The sequence below is a fragment of the Arthrobacter paludis genome, assembly GCF_056782315.1.
Genome location: NZ_JBXAEW010000018.1, coordinates 33,550 through 52,181 on the forward strand (window position 1 = coordinate 33,550; position 18,632 = coordinate 52,181).

Sequence of the window (18,632 nt, forward strand, 5' to 3'; positions counted from 1 at the left end):
CGTGCCGCGCCGCGCTCCGACGCGGACGCCCACCGGGGCCAGCGTCGTCCCCCTACCCCCTCCGCCCCGGCCCGCCGGGACCAGGCATGCCTGGAGATCGAAAGGACGCCATGACCTACCTCTTGGGAGACCAGCAGAACGCCTCGCGCACGCAGGGCGGGGTCCCGGCCTCGCCCTTCACCCGCTTCGCCAGCATGCCCGAGGCCACCGGCCTCTACCGTCCCGAGAACGAGAAGGACGCCTGCGGCCTCGCCGTCGTCGCCACCCTCCGCGGCGAACCCAGCCACGAGATCGTCGACGCGGCCCTGACCGCCCTGCGCAACCTCGAACACCGCGGCGCCGTCGGCGCCGACGAGGGCACCGGCGACGGCGCCGGGCTCCTCACCCAGATCCCCGACGCGTTCTTCCGCGCCGTCGTCGGGTTCGACCTGCCCGCGGCCGGCGAGTACGCCGCCGGCACCGCGTTCCTCCCGACCGAGCCCGAGCTCGAGGCCGCCGCCCGCGAGGGCATCGCCGAGATCGCCGCCCAGGAGGGCCTCGAGATCCTCGGCTGGCGCGACGTCCCCATCCAGGCCGAGATCGTCGGCGCCATGGCCCGCGCCTGCATGCCGCGCTTCGTCCAGCTCTTCGTGGCCGCCGAGGGCGGCGCCGACGACCTCGACGCCCGCGCCTTCCGCCTGCGCAAGCGCGCCCAGAACAAGCACGGCGTGTACTTCCCCTCGCTGTCCTCCCAGACCATCGTCTACAAGGGCATGCTCACGACGGCGCAGCTCGAGCCGTTCTACCCCGACCTGTCCGACGAGCGCTTCGCGACCCGGCTCGGCATCGTCCACTCGCGCTTCTCCACGAACACGTTCCCGTCCTGGCCCCTGGCCCAGCCCTTCCGCACGATCGCCCACAACGGCGAGATCAACACCGTCAAGGGCAACCGCAACTGGATGCGCGCCCGGCAGTCGCAGCTGGCCGGCGAGATCCTCGGCGAGGTTCCCGAGGAGCTGTTCCCCATCTGCACGCCCGGGGCCTCCGACTCCGCGTCCTTCGACGAGGTCGCCGAGCTGCTGACGCTGGCCGGCCGGCCGATCACCCACGCCGTGATGATGATGGTCCCCGAGGCCTGGGAGAACCAGCCCGACATGGACCCCGACCGGCGCGCCTTCTACGAGTACCACTCGATGCTCATGGAGCCCTGGGACGGCCCCGCCGCGATCTCCTTCACCGACGGCCGCCGCGTCGGCGCGGTCCTGGACCGCAACGGCCTCCGCCCCGCCCGCTACTGGGAGACCCACGACGGCCTGGTCGTCCTCGCGTCCGAGGTCGGCGTCGTCGACATCGCCCCCGAGCGGATCGCCCGCAAGGGCCGCGTCTCCCCGGGCCGGATGTTCCTCGTCGACACCGTCGAGGGGCGGATCGTCGAGGACGAGGAGATCAAGGCCGAGGCCGCCGCCGCCCAGCCGTGGCGGCAGTGGGTGGACGAGAACGTCATCTCGCTCAAGGACCTGCCCGAGCGCGAGCACGTCAGCCACAACCCCGGCTCGGTCCGGCTGCGCCAGCGCACCTTCGGCTACACGCACGAGGAGCTGAAGATCCTGCTTGCCCCGATGGCGGCCACCGGCGCCGAGCCGCTGGGCGCCATGGGCTCCGACACCCCGATCGCGGTCCTGTCCAAGCGCCCGCGGCTGCTCTTCGACTACTTCGTGCAGGCGTTCGCACAGGTCACCAACCCGCCGCTGGACTCGATCCGCGAGGAGCTCGTGACCTCCATGCACGGGTCGATCGGCCCGGACGGCAACCTGCTGGCCGCCGGCAAGGTCGACGCGCGGCACGTCAGCCTCGACTACCCGGTGATCACCAACGACGAGCTGGCAAAAATCGCCAACATCCGCACCCCGGACGGGACCAAGGCGGCGCTGAAGGTGCGCGGCCTGTACCGGCCGGAGGGCGGAGAGGCCGAGCTGCGCCGGCGCATCCAGGAGATCTGCGAGAAGGTGTCCGGGGCCATCAACCGCGGCGTCCAGTTCGTGGTGCTCTCCGACCGCGACTCCAACGCCCAGTGGGCGCCCATCCCGTCGCTGCTGCTGACCTCGGCCGTCCACCACCACCTGCTCAAGAGCGCGAACCGCACCCGCACGTCCCTCGTCGTCGAGGCGGGCGACGTGCGCGAGGTCCACCACGTGGCCGTGCTGCTGGGCTACGGCGCCTCCGCCGTCAACCCGTACCTGGCCCTCGAGAGCGTCGAGGAGATGGCCGAGAACGGGGAGCTGGGGGCGACGACGGCGCCGCAGGCCCACGCCAACCTCATCAAGGCGCTCGGCAAGGGTGTCCTGAAGATCATGTCCAAGATGGGCATCTCCACGGTCTCCTCCTACACGGGAGCCCAGACGTTCGAGGCGCTCGGCCTGTCCCAGCGCGTCGTCGACCAGTACTTCACCGGCACCGTGTCGCAGCTGGGCGGGGTCGGGCTGGACGTGCTGGCCACCGAGACCGGGGCCCGCCACGCCTCCGCCTACCCGGCGGACGGCAACCCGGAGCCGCACCGCGCCCTCGAGACCGGCGGCGAGTACCAGTGGCGCCGGGAGGGCCCGCCGCACCTGTTCAACCCGGAAACCGTGTTCCGGCTCCAGCACGCCACGCGCGAGCGCCGCTACGACATCTTCAAGGAGTACACGAGCCGCGTCGACGAGCAGGCCCGCGACCTGATGACGCTGCGCGGCCTGCTCGGCCTGAAGACGGGGGAGCGGCCCCCCGTGCCCCTGGAGGAGGTCGAGCCCGTCGCGGAGATCGTCAAGCGCTTCTCCACCGGCGCCATGAGCTACGGCTCCATCTCCCAGGAGGCCCACGAGACGCTCGCGATCGCGATGAACCGGCTCGGCGGCAAGTCGAACACCGGCGAGGGCGGCGAGGACCCGGAGCGCCTCATGGACCCGGAGCGGCGCAGCGCCATCAAGCAGATCGCCTCCGGCCGCTTCGGTGTCACGAGCCTGTACCTGACGCAGGCCGACGACATCCAGATCAAGATGGCCCAGGGGGCCAAGCCGGGCGAGGGCGGCCAGCTCATGGGGCAGAAGGTCTACCCGTGGGTCGCCCGGACCCGGCACTCCACGCCCGGGGTCTCGCTGGTCTCGCCGCCGCCGCACCACGACATCTACTCCATCGAGGACCTCGCCCAGCTGATCTACGACGCCAAGCGCGCCAACCCGCGCGCCCGCGTCCACGTCAAGCTGGTCTCCGGGGTCGGCGTCGGCACGGTGGCCGCGGGGGTGACGAAGGCGAAGGCCGACGTCGTCCTGGTCTCCGGCCACGACGGCGGCACCGGGGCGTCCCCGATGAACTCGCTCAAGCACGCGGGGGCGCCGTGGGAGCTGGGGCTGGCCGAGACCCAGCAGACGCTGATGCTCAACGGGCTGCGCGACCGCGTCGTCGTCCAGGTGGACGGCCAGCTCAAGACCGGCCGCGACGTCGTCATCGCCGCGCTGCTCGGCGCGGAGGAGTACGGCTTCGCGACCGCCCCGCTGGTGGTCTCGGGCTGCATCATGATGCGCGTGTGCCACCTGGACACCTGCCCGGTCGGCGTCGCGACGCAGAACCCCGAGCTGCGCCGGCGCTTCACCGGCAAGCCGGAGTTCGTCGTGAACTTCTTCGAGTTCCTGGCCGAGGAGGTCCGCGAGCTGCTGGCCGAGCTGGGCTTCCGCAGCCTCGCGGAGGCCGTCGGCCACTCGGAGCTGATCGAGCGGCAGGCCGCCGTCGACCACTGGAAGACGGAGGGGCTGGACCTCGAGCCCGTCCTGCGCGGGCACGTGGGGGCGGAGTCCCCGCTGGCCCACACCACGGGCCAAAACCACGAGCTGGACGCGCACTTCGACAACCGGCTCATCGAGCTCAGCGCCGACGCGCTGGAGCGGCGCGAGCCCGTGCGGATCAGCCTCGACGTGGTCAACACGGACCGCTCCGTCGGGACCATGCTCGGCCACGAGGCCACCCGCCGGTTCGGGCTCGAGACGCTCGCCCCGGACACCATCGACGTGACGCTCACCGGAAACGCCGGGCAGTCTCTCGGCGCGTTCCTGCCGGAGGGCATCACCCTGCGGCTCTTCGGCGACTCGAACGACTACGTCGGCAAGGGCCTCTCCGGCGGCCGCGTGATCGTCCGCCCGGACCGCAACAGCGTCCTGGACGCGGCCCGGAACACGATCGCGGGCAACGTGATCGGCTACGGCGCGACGAGCGGCGAGCTGTTCCTGTGCGGCATGGTGGGGGAGCGGTTCCTGGTCCGCAACTCGGGGGCCACGGCGGTCGCCGAGGGCATCGGCGACCACGGCTGCGAGTACATGACCGGCGGCACCGCCCTGGTGCTCGGGCCGACGGGCCGCAACTTCGGGGCCGGCATGTCCGGCGGGCACGCCTACGTGCTCGACCTGGACCCGGCCCAGGTCAACACGGCGGCGCTGGCGTCCGGCGAACTCGTCCTGCGGCCCCTGGCCGGGGACGCCGTCGAGTCCGTGCGCGCCCTGCTGGCCCGCCATGCGGAGGAGACCGGATCCCGGCTCGCCGCGTCCCTGCTCCTGGACTTCCAGGACACCGCGGCGCGCATCACCGAGGTGGTGCCCCGCGACTTCGAGGCCGTTGTGGCCACCCGCTCCGCCGCCGAGGCGGAGGGGCTCGACCCGGACGGCGACGCCGTCTGGACCCGGATTCTGGAGGCGACCCGTGGCTGATCCCCGTGGATTCCTGACCGTACGCGAACGTGTGACCCAGCCGCGCCGGCCCGTGCCGGTGCGCATCATGGACTACAAGGAGGTCTACGAACGCCAGAACGCCGGCACGCTCAAGGAGCAGGCCGGGCGCTGCATGGACTGCGGCGTTCCCTTCTGCCACCAGGGCTGCCCGCTGGGCAACCTGATCCCCGAGTGGAACGACCTGGTCTGGCGCGGCCGGATGCCCGAGGCGTCCGAGCGGCTGCACGCGACCAACAACTTCCCCGAGTTCACCGGCAAGCTCTGCCCGGCCCCCTGCGAGTCGTCCTGCGTGCTGGGCATCAACCAGCCCGCCGTGACGATCAAGCAGGTCGAGGCGGAGATCGCGGACTCGGCGTTCGAGGACGGGCTCATCGAGCCGGTCCTGCCGCAGCGGCACACCGACCAGACGATCGCCGTCGTCGGCTCCGGCCCCGCGGGCCTGGCCGCCGCCCAGCAACTCACCCGCGCCGGGCACACGGTCGCCGTCTACGAGCGGGACGACCGCGTCGGCGGCCTGCTGCGCTACGGCATCCCGGACTTCAAGATGGAGAAGTCCGTCCTGGACCGCCGCCTGGCGCAGATGGAGGCCGAGGGGACCCGGTTCCGCACCAACGTGGAGCTGGGCAAGGACATCTCCTGGGACCAGCTGCGGCGCCGCTACGACGCCGTCGTCGTCGCCACCGGCGCCACGGTGCCGCGCGACCTGCCCATCCCCGGGCGGGACCTGGACGGCGTGCACTTCGCGATGGACTACCTCGTGCAGTCCAACCGCTCCGTCGCCGGCGAGCCGGTCCCGGGGCGGATCGACGCGGCCGGCAAGCACGTCGTCATCCTCGGTGGCGGCGACACGGGCGCGGACTGCATCGGCACCGCGCACCGCCAGCAGGCGGCCTCCGTGACGACGCTGGCGATCGGCAAGCAGCCGCCGGGCGAGCGCCCCGGACACCAGCCGTGGCCCATGTTCCCGACCCTGTTCGAGGTGGCCAGCGCCCACGAGGAGGGCGGGGAGCGCACCTACCTCGCGTCTACGGTAGAGTTCGTGGGGGAGGACGGCCGTGTGACGGGCGTCATGGTCGCCGAGACCGAGTTCGTGGACGGAAAGCGTCTGCCGAAGGCCGGCACCGAGCGCGTCATCAAGGCCGACCTCGTCTTCCTGGCCCTCGGTTTCACCGGGCCCGAGCCCGCGGGGCTCGGGGATCAGGCCGGGACCCAGTTCGACGACCGGGGCAACGTCGCCCGTGACGGTTACTACATGACCAACACGCCCGGCGTGTTCGTTGCCGGCGACGCCGGCCGCGGGCAATCGCTGATCGTGTGGGCCATCGCGGAAGGGCGCGCGTGCGCCGCCGCGGTGGACAGGTACCTGATGGGCGAGACCCGGCTGCCGGCCCCCGTGGCCCCGACCGACCGAGCCATCGGGTTGCCCTGACCTCGGACGCGGCCGGCCCGGCCGCACGGAACGGAAAGGCGGTTAGGCTCTCGATATGAGACGCGCGAAGATTGTTGCAACCTTCGGCCCGGCATTGGGGACGTACGAGGCGGCCGTGGCCGCAGTCAAGGCCGGGATCGACGTGGCCCGGCTCAACATGAGCCACGGCGAGCACTCGACCCACGCGGAGAACCTGGCCAACGTGCGCCAGGCCGCGGAGGAGCTCGGGCGCCCCCTCGCCGTCTTCGCGGACCTGCAGGGTCCCAAGATCCGCCTGGGCCGCTTCGCCGACGGCCCGCACCACCTGGAGCCGGGGGACGCGTTCACGATCACGACCGAGGACGTGGAGGGCACGCGGGAGCTGTGCTCGACCACGTTCAAGGGGCTCCCCGCCGACGTGGCCCCGGGCGACCGGCTGCTCGTCAACGACGGCCGCGTCGTCCTGCGGGCCATCGACGTCGACCACACGAAGGTCGTCACCGAGGTCGTCGTCGGCGGGGAGGTGTCCAACAACAAGGGCATCAATCTCCCCGGCGTCGCCGTCAGCGTCCCCGCCCTGTCCGACAAGGACGAGGAGGACCTGCGCTGGGCCGTGCGCTCCGGCGTCGACATGGTGGCGCTGTCCTTCGTGCGCAACGCCGCGGACATCGACCGCGTCCACGAGATCATGGACGAGGAGGGCCGGCGCATGCCGGTCATCGCCAAGATCGAGAAGCCGCAGGCCGTCGACGCGCTCGAGGAGATCATCGACGCGTTCGACTCGATCATGGTCGCCCGCGGCGATCTCGGCGTCGAGCTGCCGCTCGAGGAGGTCCCGCTCGTGCAGAAGCGGGCCATCGAGCTCGCGCGCCGCTGGGCGAAGCCGGTCATCGTCGCCACGCAGGTGCTCGAGTCGATGATCGACTCGCCGACCCCGACCCGGGCCGAGGCCTCCGACTGCGCGAACGCCGTCATCGACGGCGCCGACGCGGTGATGCTCTCCGGCGAGACCAGCGTCGGCAAGTACCCGATCGAGACCATCCAGACCATGGCCCGCATCATCGAGGCCACCGAGGACCACGGCCTGGGCCGGATCCCGCCGCTGGGCAGCAAGCCCAAGACGCGCGGCGGGGCCATCACCCGCGCGGCCGTGGAGATCGCCGAGCAGCTGGACGCGAAGTTCATCGTCGCGTTCACGCAGTCCGGCGACTCGGCCCGGCGCCTGAGCCGGCTGCGCCCGCAGAAGCCGATCCTCGCGTTCACGCCGCTGAAGCAGACCTTCAACATCATGGCCCTGTACTGGGGCATCCAGCCGCGGCTGGTCGAGTACGCGGACCACACGGACAAGATGACGGCGCAGGTGGACTGGGCGCTCCAGGAGGAGGGCCTGGCCAAGGTCAACGACCTCGTGTGCATCGCCGCCGGGTCGCCCCCCGGGCAGGCCGGCTCCACGAACTCGCTGCGGATCCACCGGGTCGGGGACATCGCCGACGCCGGCCAGCTCCTGGACGGCCAGGAGGCGCCCCCGCGCGAGAAGATCGGGCCGTGGCGGACTCGCGAGCAGGCGCTGGACGAGATGGTCGCGCGGATGCGCGGCGAGCGCCAGTAGCACGGCGGAGCGCGACGGCGGCGGGGCACCTGGTGCCCCGCCGCCGTCGTCGTGTTCCCCGGGCGCCCCGCAGCCGGCGGCCCGGGACCGGTGTCCCTACTGGACCTGCGAGATGATGGTCTCGGCGACCTCGCGCATGCTCAGGCGGCGGTCCATCGACGTCTTCTGGATCCACCGGAACGCCTCGGGCTCGCTCAGGCCCATCCGCGTCGTGAGCAGGGACTTGGCCCGCTCGACCAGCTTCCGCGTGGCGAACTGCTCCTTGAGGTCCCCGACCTCCTTCTCCAGGGCGGTGAGCTCCTCGTGGCGGGACAGGGCGATCTCGATGGCGGGGATCAGGTCGTTGGGGCCGAACGGCTTGACGACGTAGGCCATGGCGCCGGCCTCGCGGGCGCGCTCGACGAGCTCCTTCTGGCTGAAGGCGGTCAGCAGCACCACGGGCGCGATGCGCTCCTTCGCGATGGTCTCGGCGGCGGTGATGCCGTCCATGACCGGCATCTTCACGTCCATGAGGACCAGGTCCGGGCGCAGGTCGCGGGCCAGCTCGAGGGCCCGCTCCCCGTTGTCGGCCTCGCCGACGACGTCGAAGCCCTCGCCGCGGAGGATCTCGACGATGTCCAGGCGGATCAGGGTCTCGTCCTCGGCCACGACGACCCGGCGGGCGGGAGCGGTGGCGGCGTCCGCCGGCTCCGGGCGCGGGGCGTCCGTGGTGTTTTCGGGGGTCATGCGCGGCTCCTGCTGCCCGGTCGTCCCGGGCGTCGGTCTGGCGGGGGAATTCCGCACCCAGCCTAGCGGCAGGTAGAGTGTGAAGGCGCCACTGGCGCCCGCCGGGTGCCCGGACGGGCGGCACGCCCGGCCCGAATGGCGGAATTGGCAGACGCACCGCACTCAAAATGCGGCGGGTAAAACCGTGTGGGTTCGAGTCCCACTTCGGGCACCACCAAGGCCCCCGCCCCTGGAGCACCAGGGGTGCGGGGCCTTTGGCGTGCCTGGTGCCCCGCTGGAGCGGGTGGCATTCCCCGGGGCCGTGCCTAGGATGGGCCGCATGGCACGCTTCCTCTACTACGTGGCCGCCTCGGTGGACGGGTACATCGCGGACGAGCACGACTCCCTGGACTGGCTGACGGCCTTCGACGACGCCGAGGGCGTCGCGGAGGCGATCGCGGAGTTCACCGAGTCCGTGGGGTCCATCGTCATGGGCGCCGACACGTACTCGTGGCTGCGGCGGCACCAGCGGGGGCAGTGGCCCTACGGGACGATCCCCACCTGGGTCTTCACGCACCGCGAGCTGCCGGCCGCGCCCGGCGCCGACGTGACGTTCATCCGCGGGGAGGTCTCCGAGTGGGTCCAGGACATCGCGGCCGACGCCGGCGCCCGCAACGTCTGGGTCCTCGGCGGCGGCTCCCTCGCGGGGCAGCTGGCCGAGGGCGGGCACCTGGACGAGCTGATCCTGACCACGGTGCCCGTCCTGCTCGCCGGGGGGCGGCCCCTCTTCGCGATGGTCGGGCACCTGGGGCTCGAGTCGCTGGGGAGCCGCGAGTTCGGGCGAGGCGTGCGCGAGACGCGCTACGCCGTGCTCCCGCCGCCGCGCTCCGACCGCGTGCACTGACCGCGCGGCCCCAGGTTTCCGGGGCGGCCCCGGGTGCCCGCGGCGGACGACGGCGGCGCCCGCGCGGCTACGCGTCCAGCAGCATGTTGGTGATCCGCGCCGAGCAGAGTCGGCGGCCGGCCTCGTCGGTGATGGCGATCTCGTGCGTGGTCACCTTCCGGCCCAGGTGCAGGGGCAGGCACACCCCGGTCACGAGCCCGGACACGCCGGCACGGTGGTGCGTGGCCGAGATGTCCACGCCGACCGGCTTCTTGGCCTCGCCGCCGTGCAGCGCGGCCGCGACCGAGCCCAGGGTCTCGGCGAGGGCGACGGAGGCGCCTCCGTGCAGGATCCCGGCGACCTGCTGGTTCCCCTCCACCGGCATGGTGGCGACGACCCGCTCCGCCGACAGCTCCGTGAACACGATCCCGAGCTTGACCGCGAGCGGGCCGAGCCCGTGCGAGGCGAAGCGGGGGTGCAGGTCCTCCGGGACGCCGTGCGCGGCGAGCTCCGCGGCGTAGGGGTTCGCGGCCTGGCCGGCGGCCCCGGCCGCCGCCCCGGCGGTCCCCGCGGGCCCCGCCCCGGGCGCCCCCGCGGGGGCCTGCGTGCTTGTGGAATTGTCAGTCATGGCCATTAGGCTGGCACCCGTGAGCGAATCCACCAAAACGTCCGGCGACGCCGGGCGCCTGCTTGTCATCGACGGCCACTCCATGGCGTTCCGCGCCTTCTACGCGCTGCCCGCGGAGAACTTCGCCACCGACACGGGACAGCACACCAACGCCGTGTACGGGTTCGTCTCCATGCTGATCCGCATGATCGTCGACCACGGCCCGACGCACGTCGGCGTGGCCTTCGACCTGGACACCCCCACGTTCCGCTCCGAGGAGTACACCGAGTACAAGGCCGGGCGGAACAAGACCCCGGAGGAGTTCCACGGCCAGATCGACCTGATCCAGAAGGTGATGGAGGCCATGAACATCCCCTCCATCACGGTGGACGGGTACGAGGCCGACGACATCATCGCGACCCTGGCCGCCCGCGGGGAGGGCGCCGGCTGGGACGTGCTCGTCGTGTCCGGCGACCGCGACGCGTTCCAGCTCATCAGCGACCGCACCCGGGTCCTCTACCCGAAGAAGGGCGTTTCCGACATCCCGCCCATGGACGGGGACGCCGTCGAGGCCAAGTACTTCGTCCGGCCGGAGTTCTACCCGGACCTCGCCGCCCTCGTGGGGGAGTCCGCGGACAACCTGCCCGGCGTTCCGGGGGTGGGGCCCAAGACCGCCGCGAAGTGGATCACCCAGTACGGGGGCCTCGAGGGGATCCTGCGGAACGCCGACGCCATCAAGGGCAAGGTGGGGGACTCGCTGCGGGAGAACCTGGCCAACGTCGAGCGCAACCGCCGGCTCAACCGGCTCCTGCGCAACCTCGACCTGCCCGTCACGCTCGAGGCCCTCGAACTCGAGCACCCGAACCGGGACGCGGTCGAGGAGCTGTTCGACGCGCTGCAGTTCAATACGCTGCGCAAGCGCCTCTTCGACCTCTTCGGCGAGGAGGAGGGGCCGGAGGCCCCCGAACTCGAGCTCCCGGACCCCACCCGCCTCGAGACCCCGGAGGCCGTCGCGGCCTGGTTCGCCGACCACGGCACGCACACGCTCGGTGTCGCCCTGCACACGGTTCCCGCCGCCGCCGGCGGGGTGGAGGCCGACGGGGTCGCGTTCGCCTCCGAGGGGGCCACGGCGTACGCGGACCTCTCCGCGCTGGGCGAGGAGACCGAGCGTGTCCTGGCGGACGCGCTGGCCTCCGACGACCTGAAGAAGGCCCTGCACGACGTCAAGGCCGGCTACAAGCTGCTCGCGGACCGGGGCTTGGAACTCGGGGGCGTCGTCGACGACACCATGGTCTCGGCCTACCTGATCCAGCCGGACCGGCGCAGCCACGAGCTGGCCGACGTCGCCCAGCACCACCTGCGGATCGCGCTCGGGGAGGGGGCCCCGGACTCCGGGCAGCTGCCGCTGGACGTCGACGGCGCCGCCACGTGCGCGCGGACCGCCCACGTGGTGCGGCTGCTGAGCAACCACCTCACCGGCCAGGTCCTCGAGCGCGGGGCCTCGACCCTGCTGGGGGACATGGAGCTCCCGCTGGCGGAGATCCTGGCCGGGATGGAGCGCACGGGCATCGCCGTCGACTCCGCCTCCCTGCAGACGCTGATGGACGACTTCACGGCCACGATCGACGCGGCGACCGGCAACGCGTACGCCGCGATCGGCCACGAGGTGAACCTCGGCTCGCCCAAGCAGCTGCAGGTCGTGCTGTTCGAGGAGCTCGGGCTGCCGAAGACCAAGAAGATCAAGACCGGATACACCACGGACGCGGACTCGCTGGCGGACCTGCTGGAGCGGACCGACCACCCTTTCCTGGCGAACCTCATGGCCCACCGGGACGCGTCCAAGCTGCGCCAGACGGTGGAGGGGCTCAGCAAGTCGGTCGCCCCCGACGGGCGGATCCACACGACCTACGCCCAAACCGTCGCCGCCACGGGCCGGCTCTCCAGCCTCAACCCCAACCTGCAGAACATCCCGATCCGTTCCGAGGCGGGCCGGCGGATCCGCGAGGCCTTCGTCGTCGGCCCCGGCTACGAGACGCTCCTGACGGCCGACTACTCGCAGATCGAGATGCGGATCATGGCCCACCTGTCCGGCGACCCCGGGCTGATCCAGGCGTACCGCGACGGCGAGGACCTGCACCGGTTCGTCGGCTCGCACGTGTTCGGCGTGGCCCCGGAGGACGTGACGGGCGAGATGCGGGCCAAGGTCAAGGCGATGTCCTACGGGCTGGCCTACGGGCTCAGCTCGTTCGGGCTCTCCAAGCAGCTGAAGATCCCGGTGGACGAGGCCCGCACCCTCATGAAGGACTACTTCGCCCGGTTCGGCGCCGTGCGCGACTACCTGCGCGGCGTGGTCGAACAGGCCCGCCGCGACGGCTACACGTCCACCATCGAGGGCCGCCGGCGCTACCTGCCGGACCTGGCCAGCGACAACCGGCAGCTCCGCGAGATGGCCGAGCGGGCGGCGCTGAACGCCCCCATCCAGGGGTCGGCCGCCGACATCATCAAGCGCGCCATGATCGGCGTCGACGCCGGCCTGCGCGAGGGCGGGTTCCGCTCCCGGATGCTGCTCCAGGTCCACGACGAGCTCGTGTTCGAGGTCGCCCCCGGCGAGCTCGACGCCATGGAGCACCTGGTGCGCGAGCGGATGGGCGCGGCCGCGGAACTCGCCGTGCCGCTGGACGTCCAGGTGGGAACCGGGGCCAGCTGGCACGAGGCCGGGCACTGATGACGCGGGGCGCCGACGGCCTGCGGCTCGAGCGGTTCCCGCTCGGGTCCGGCCCCGACGGCGCCCCCGACGCCCGCGCGACGGCGTGGATGCGCGCCGTCGGGCACGGCTTCTACGACGCGCCGTCCCCGGAGCGGATCGACGAGATGGTTCGCGTCTACGCCGCAGACGGCCGGACCGCGACCGCGGTGTACGACGACGCGCAGCCGGACGCATCGCTGCCGGCGGACCTCCCGGTCGCCACGTACGCCACCTTCCGCAAGCCGCTGACCGTGCCCGGCGGCGCCCAGGTGCCCGCCCACCTCGTCACCGCCGTCACCGTCCGCACGTCGCACCGGCGCCGCGGGGTCCTGAGCCGGATGATGGGGGAGGACCTGCGGGCCGCGCGCGACGCGGGCGTGCCCGTGGCGGCCCTCATGGCCTCCGAGGCGACGATCTACGGGCGCTTCGGGTTCGGGATCGCGGCCCGCGAGGCGAAGGTGCGCCTCGACGCGCGGGACGGCTCCGGGCTCCGGGAGCGGCCCACCGGCAGCGTCGTCGCCGTCGACCCCGCCGCGCTCGGGGACACCCACGATGCCGTCTTCGCCGCGTTCCACGCGGCGGGGCACGGGTCCATCGGCCGGCAGGCCGCCTACCGCCTCCGGGCCACCGGCGTCTGGTCCTTCGACGGGCCGAAGCCGAACCCGGCGCTGCGCGCGGTGGTCCACCTCGACGCCGACGGGCGCGCGGACGGGTTCGCGACGTACGAGTTCGGCGGATGGGGGAGCGAGCCGCCCGCCCTGCGCGTCCGCGACCTGCTGGCCGCCACGCCCGGGGCGCGGATCGCCCTGTGGGCGAACCTGGCCGACCACGACCTGATCGGGCGCGTCGAGTGGGACCACGAGCCGGTCGACTCGGAGCTGCCCGCGGCCCTGCGGGACGCCCGCCGCCTCGAGACCACCGGCACCGCCGACTCGCTGTGGCTGCGGATCCTGGACGCGCCGGCCGCCCTCGCCGCGCGGACCTACACGGGCGACGGGACCCTCCTGCTCGACGTCGACGACCCGGGCGGCCTGGCCGGCGGCCCCGTGCTGCTCTCCGCCGCCGGCGGCTCCGCGACCGCGACGGCGCTCGACGGCGGCCCCGCCCCGGCCGGCCTGCCGCGGATCGGCCTCGGTGTCTCCGCGCTGGCCGAGCTGTACCTGGGCGGGACGTCCGCCGCGGTGCTGGCCGCGGCCGGGCGCATCCACGGGCGGCCCGCGGCGGTCGAGGCGGCGGCCCGGCTCTTCGCGACGTCGCGCGCGCCCTACTGCCGCACGGTCTTCTGAGGGCGCCGGGGCGGCCCTCCCGCCCCGGGGCCCCGCGCCCCCGACGGGCGCGACACGCGACACGCCACCGGCTTTGACCGGGTGCCGCGCGGGTGCCTAAACTAGTACGGCGTGTCCGTGGCACTATCGTGCCCGGAAACGCGCCAATGAACACCTTCGGGCGTGCCGGGACTTCCGGTGGCCCGACCTAGAAAACAATCCACATCGGAGCCCCTACTACATGACCATCACCTCCCACGAGAAGACCGGTACCCCGCAGGTCGCGATCAACGACATCGGTACCGCTGAAGACTTCCTCGCCGCCGTCGACGCCACCATCAAGTACTTCAACGATGGGGACCTCGTCGAGGGCACCGTCGTCAAGGTCGACCGCGACGAAGTCCTCCTCGACATCGGCTACAAGACCGAGGGCGTCATCCCCTCGCGCGAGCTGTCGATCAAGCACGATGTCGATCCCGGCGAGGTGGTGGCCGTAGGCGACAACGTCGAGGCCCTCGTCCTCACCAAGGAGGACAAGGAAGGCCGCCTGATCCTCTCCAAGAAGCGCGCGCAGTACGAGCGCGCCTGGGGCGACATCGAGAAGATCAAGGAAGAGGACGGCGTCGTCACCGGCACCGTCATCGAGGTCGTCAAGGGCGGCCTCATCCTGGACATCGGCCTGCGCGGCTTCCTCCCGGCCTCTCTCGTCGAGATGCGCCGCGTGCGCGACCTGGCCCCGTACATCGGCCAGGAGCTCGAGGCGAAGATCATCGAGCTGGACAAGAACCGCAACAACGTGGTCCTGTCCCGCCGCGCCTGGCTCGAGCAGACCCAGTCCGAGGTCCGCTCCTCCTTCCTCAACAAGCTGGAGAAGGGCCAGGTCCGTCCGGGCGTCGTCTCCTCCATCGTCAACTTCGGTGCCTTCGTGGACCTGGGCGGCGTCGACGGCCTGGTGCACGTCTCCGAGCTGTCCTGGAAGCACATCGACCACCCGAACGAGGTTGTCGAGGTCGGCCAGGAGGTCACGGTCGAGGTCCTCGAGGTCGACCTGGAGCGCGAGCGCGTCTCCCTGTCGCTCAAGGCCACGCAGGAGGACCCGTGGCAGACCTTCGCCCGCACGCACGCGCTGGGCCAGGTCGTTCCGGGTAAGGTCACCAAGCTGGTGCCCTTCGGCGCGTTCGTCCGCGTCGAGGACGGCATCGAGGGCCTGGTGCACATCTCCGAGCTGGCGCAGCGCCACGTCGAGCTGGCCGAGCAGGTCGTCTCCGTGGGCGACGAGCTGTTCGTGAAGGTCATCGACATCGACCTGGAGCGCCGCCGCATCTCGCTGTCCCTGAAGCAGGCCAACGAGGGCGTCGACCCCGAGGGCACCGAGTTCGACCCGGCGCTGTACGGCATGGCCGCCGAGTACGACGAGGAGGGCAACTACAAGTACCCCGAGGGCTTCGACCCGGAGGCGAACGAGTGGCTCGAGGGCTACGAGACGCAGCGCGCCGCGTGGGAGCAGCAGTACGCCGAGGCCCAGGCCCGCTGGGAGTCGCACAAGAAGCAGGTCTCCCAGGCGATCAACGAGGACACCGAGGCCGCCAGCGGCGCCACGGCCGCGTCGGTCCCGACCAGCTACTCCTCCGAGGCCCCGGCCACGGACGCCGGCACGCTGGCCTCCGACGAGGCCCTCGCCGCACTGCGCGAGAAGCTGACCGGCAACTAGCCGCCACCGGCGGCCCGGCGACGGGCCGCCACCGCACGGAACCCCGCGCCTCCCACGGGAGGGGCGGGGTTCCGTCGTTTCCGGGAGGCGCGCGCCGCCTGGTCCTCAGCGGCGCGTGGAGACCGTGACCGTGAACTTCGGGTTGCGGGCGACCTCGCGCGTGGGCCCCACGAGGCGCCGCAGCTCCGGCTTGTACGCCAGGTGGCTGTTCCACACGGCCCACAGCTCGCCGCCGGGGGCCAGCACGCGGCCGGCGTCGGCGAACAGGCGGTGCGCCGCCCCGGTGTGCACGGCGTTGCCGATGTGGAACGGCGGGTTGAGCACGACGAGCCGCTCGGACGCGTCCGGCAGGCCGGCCAGGCCGTCGGCGCGTCGGGCCTCGATGCGGTCCGCGACGCCGTTGGCCGCGGCCGTGGCCCGTGTGGACTCGATGGCGGAGGCCGACTGGTCCGTGGCCAACACCCGCAGCCGGGGCCGGGCGAGGGCCAGGTAGGCGGCCACGGTGCCGTTGCCGCAGCCGAGGTCCACGGCCCGGTCGGCGTCCGGGGCGCCGGCCAGGTGGGGGAGCAGGAACCGCGTCCCCGGATCCAGGCGGGGCCCGCCGAACGTCGCCCCGTACGCGCGCAGCCGCAGCGGGGCCGGCAGCCCGACGTCGTGCGCCGCGGCCAGGGGGAACCTCGACGTCCCCACGGGGAGCGGGCCGGTGGCCGTGAGCACGCGGGCCTTCTGCCGCGCGAGCCCGGCGGCGACCGTGTCGAACGCGGTGCCCAGGGCGTCGTTCATGGCCCGCGCCATGTGCTTCACCCGGCCGCCGGCGAGGACGGTGACGTCGGGGGCCGCGGCGGCGGCGATGTGGTGCGCGGTCTCCTCCAGGGCGTCGAGGGAGCGCGGGAGCTGCATCAGGACCAGGCGGACGCCGTCGAACAGCCCCGGTCCCAGCGGCAGGCTCCGGTGCCCGCCGAGGCCGAGGGCGGCCGCGTTGTGCTCCAGGGCCAGCTCGGCGACCAGAGGGTCCTGGTGCACGCGCACGCCCCGGCGCCCCGTTGCGGCGATCCCGAGGGCCAGCGCGCCGTAGTGGTCGTTGACGACGGCGATGTCTCCGCCATCGAGGCCCGTCCACAGGCCGGCGGCCGTGTCGAGCAGGAGCCGGTCCGCGGCGTCGGCCGCGAACAGGTTCGGCGCCTCCACGTCCGGCCACCGGCGCAGCGCGGACAGGTCCAGCGGCGTCGCGTCAGGGGACATCGACCCACTCCGTCCCCAGCGGGGCGGCCTCGGCGCCGCCCGAGGTCAGGGCCGCCAGTTGGTGCCGGAACCGGTCGACAACGTCGGCGTCGTCGTCCAGCGCCACCCGGATGTCGGCGCCGCCGGCACCGTAGTCCGTTCCCAGCACCGTGGTGCCCGCCGCCCGCAGGTCGTTCTCCAGCCTCCCGGCCTCCGCGTGGCCGGCCGGGACCGCGAACAGGCGCAGCCGGCGGCGCTGCAGGGTCCGGGCCGTGTCCAGGGCCCGCGCCACCGACTCCGAGTACGCGCGGACCAGTCCGCCGGCCCCGAGCAGGACGCCGCCGAAGTAGCGGACGACGACGGCGGCCGTGTCGCTGAGGTCCGCCGCCCCGGGCACGGTCTCCCGCTTGACGAGCGCCTCCAGCATCGGCAGGCCCGCCGTGCCGGAGGGCTCGCCGTCGTCGTTCGAGCGCTGCAGGGAGCGGTCCGGGCCGATGACGAAGGCGCTGCAGTGGTGCCGGGCGTCGTGGAACTCGCGGCGGAGTTCCGCCACGAGCGCCCGGGCCGCCTCCTCCGACTCGACGCGGCGCAGCACGGCGATGAACCGCGACCGCTTGACCTCGGTCTCGTGGCGGTGGTCGGCGGCCAGCGTGGTGTAGCGGGTGGGCCCGCCGGGGCTGTCAGTCACCCGAGACAGTCTAGGGAACCCGCGCCTGTCTAGACTGGTCGGGTGCTCACCATCGGTCTGACAGGCGGCATCGCCGCGGGGAAATCGCTGGCCGCGCGCCGGCTCGTCGAGCTCGGCGCCACGCTGGTCGACGCCGACGCGATCGCGCGGCGCGTCGTCGAGCCGGGCACGCCCGGCCTGGCCGCCGTCGTCGAGGCGTTCGGACCCGGCATCCTCACTCCCGACGGCGCGCTCGACCGCCCCGCCCTCGGCGCCCTCGTCTTCGCGGACCCCGCCCAGCGCGAGCGGCTCAACGGGATCGTCCACCCGCTCGTCCGGGCCGAGGCCGAGCGCCTCGCCGCCGAGGCCCCGGCGGACGGGGTGCTGGTCGAGGACATCCCCCTGCTCGTCGAGACCGGCCAGGCCGGCCGGTTCGACCTCGTGCTCGTCGTCGAGGCCCCGCTCGGGGAGCGGGTGCGGCGCATGGTCGAGGACCGCGGGATGGACGAGGCCGACGCGCGCGCGAGGATCGCCGCCCAGGCCAGCGACGCGGAGCGCGCCGCGGCCGCCGACGCGGTCCTCCACAACGCGGGCAGCCGCGAGGACCTGCGCGCCGCCGTCGACCGCTTCTGGTCCGCGCGCGTGGACCCGCTGCGCGCCGCCCGCGACGGCCAGGCGGGCGGGTTCCGCGACGGGGCCGACCGGTCGTGAGCACCCCGGGCCCGCCGCGGGGACCGTCCGGGAACCGGCACGGGACGGACCGCCGCCCCGCCGTGCCCTTCGCGTTCGGCCCCGGGCTGCGGACGGCGCGGTGGCTGTTCCTGGCGATGGCCGCGCTCTGGGCCGCCGCGGTCGGCGTCTGGCTCGGCTGCGGCGGGCGCGCCGAGTTCGTCGGCGGGGACGGCCCGTACGGCGCGGCCGTCTGGATCCCCGCGTGGCTGGGCCTCGCCGGCATCGCCGCGGGCCTGGCCGCGTCGGTCTTCTTCCTGCGCGCGCTGGCGCACGCCCTGCTCGGCCGGGCCGCGGGCGGGCCGCTCCTGCGGCGCGGAGGCCCGGATTAAGCCGTCGGCGACCGGC

At 73.1% G+C, this 18,632-nt stretch carries 13 protein-coding genes and 1 tRNA gene; 10 read left to right on the forward strand and 4 right to left on the reverse strand.

Translation table 11 applies throughout. The features are described from left to right. Positions 1–110: 110 nt before the first annotated feature. From gltB to pyk, 3 genes are read left to right on the forward strand one after another with little or no spacing between them, the layout of a single operon-like run. Entirely contained in the window at positions 111–4,712 is a 4,602-nt protein-coding gene (gene gltB, locus AC1Q5D_RS14690) for a glutamate synthase large subunit (RefSeq protein WP_481739207.1), read from the forward strand. After that, complete coding sequence (locus AC1Q5D_RS14695; RefSeq protein WP_481739208.1) at positions 4,705–6,162, forward strand: glutamate synthase subunit beta; 1,458 nt, start codon at positions 4,705–4,707, stop codon at positions 6,160–6,162. The genes gltB and AC1Q5D_RS14695 overlap by 8 nt, the downstream gene beginning before the upstream one ends. Positions 6,163–6,217: 55 nt before the next feature. Further along, positions 6,218–7,750, forward strand: coding sequence for a pyruvate kinase (pyk, locus tag AC1Q5D_RS14700; RefSeq protein WP_481739209.1), 1,533 nt, complete (start codon positions 6,218–6,220; stop codon positions 7,748–7,750). A gap of 96 nt (positions 7,751–7,846) precedes the next feature. On the opposite strand, the gene AC1Q5D_RS14705 is transcribed toward pyk, so the two are convergent. Beyond that, positions 7,847–8,476, reverse strand: a complete 630-nt coding sequence (locus AC1Q5D_RS14705) for an ANTAR domain-containing response regulator (RefSeq protein ID WP_481739210.1) — start codon at positions 8,474–8,476, stop codon at positions 7,847–7,849. Positions 8,477–8,605: 129 nt separating this feature from the next. Here AC1Q5D_RS14705 and AC1Q5D_RS14710 point away from each other — a divergent pair. Then, positions 8,606–8,690, forward strand: a tRNA-Leu gene (locus tag AC1Q5D_RS14710). Between the two features lie 105 nt (positions 8,691–8,795). Further along, positions 8,796–9,359, forward strand: coding sequence for a dihydrofolate reductase family protein (locus AC1Q5D_RS14715; RefSeq protein ID WP_481739211.1), 564 nt, complete (start codon positions 8,796–8,798; stop codon positions 9,357–9,359). Positions 9,360–9,426: 67 nt separating this feature from the next. Here the strand turns inward: AC1Q5D_RS14715 and AC1Q5D_RS14720 are convergent, their stop codons facing one another. Then, the gene (locus AC1Q5D_RS14720) at positions 9,427–9,966 is read right to left on the reverse strand and encodes a hotdog fold thioesterase (RefSeq protein ID WP_481739212.1); all 540 of its coding nucleotides are present in this window, start codon (positions 9,964–9,966) and stop codon (positions 9,427–9,429) included. 82 nt (positions 9,967–10,048) lie between these two features. On the opposite strand from AC1Q5D_RS14720, the gene polA reads away from it, so the two are divergent. The 3 genes from polA (at position 10,049) to rpsA (ending at position 15,667) form a co-directional block, all read left to right on the forward strand. Next, positions 10,049–12,670 (forward strand): DNA polymerase I, encoded by a 2,622-nt coding sequence (gene polA, locus AC1Q5D_RS14725; protein WP_481739246.1) that lies wholly within the window; start codon positions 10,049–10,051, stop codon positions 12,668–12,670. After that, a complete protein-coding gene (locus AC1Q5D_RS14730; protein WP_481739213.1) occupies positions 12,670–13,977 on the forward strand; it encodes a GNAT family N-acetyltransferase in 1,308 nt (435 codons plus the stop codon). The genes polA and AC1Q5D_RS14730 overlap by 1 nt, the downstream gene beginning before the upstream one ends. A 220-nt stretch (positions 13,978–14,197) precedes the next feature. Continuing rightward, positions 14,198–15,667: a 30S ribosomal protein S1 gene (gene rpsA, locus AC1Q5D_RS14735; RefSeq protein ID WP_481739214.1), complete on the forward strand. Its 1,470-nt coding sequence runs from the start codon at positions 14,198–14,200 to the stop codon at positions 15,665–15,667. A gap of 105 nt (positions 15,668–15,772) precedes the next feature. On the opposite strand, the gene AC1Q5D_RS14740 is transcribed toward rpsA, so the two are convergent. Beyond that, positions 15,773–16,909: a class I SAM-dependent methyltransferase gene (locus AC1Q5D_RS14740; protein ID WP_481739215.1), complete on the reverse strand. Its 1,137-nt coding sequence runs from the start codon at positions 16,907–16,909 to the stop codon at positions 15,773–15,775. Then, positions 16,899–17,576, reverse strand: coding sequence for an IMPACT family protein (locus AC1Q5D_RS14745; RefSeq protein WP_481739216.1), 678 nt, complete (start codon positions 17,574–17,576; stop codon positions 16,899–16,901). Before AC1Q5D_RS14745 ends, AC1Q5D_RS14740 begins: the two co-directional genes overlap by 11 nt. 42 nt (positions 17,577–17,618) lie before the next feature. Here AC1Q5D_RS14745 and coaE point away from each other — a divergent pair, with 42 nt between their 5' ends. Both coaE and AC1Q5D_RS14755 read left to right on the forward strand, forming a co-directional pair. After that, the gene (gene coaE / locus AC1Q5D_RS14750; RefSeq protein WP_481739217.1) at positions 17,619–18,266 is read left to right on the forward strand and encodes a dephospho-CoA kinase; all 648 of its coding nucleotides are present in this window, start codon (positions 17,619–17,621) and stop codon (positions 18,264–18,266) included. Continuing rightward, positions 18,263–18,616 carry a hypothetical protein gene (locus tag AC1Q5D_RS14755; RefSeq protein WP_481739218.1) on the forward strand — a complete coding sequence of 118 codons (354 nt, stop codon included), beginning with the start codon at positions 18,263–18,265 and terminating at the stop codon, positions 18,614–18,616. Before coaE ends, AC1Q5D_RS14755 begins: the two co-directional genes overlap by 4 nt. The last annotated feature ends 16 nt before the right edge of the window (positions 18,617–18,632 follow it).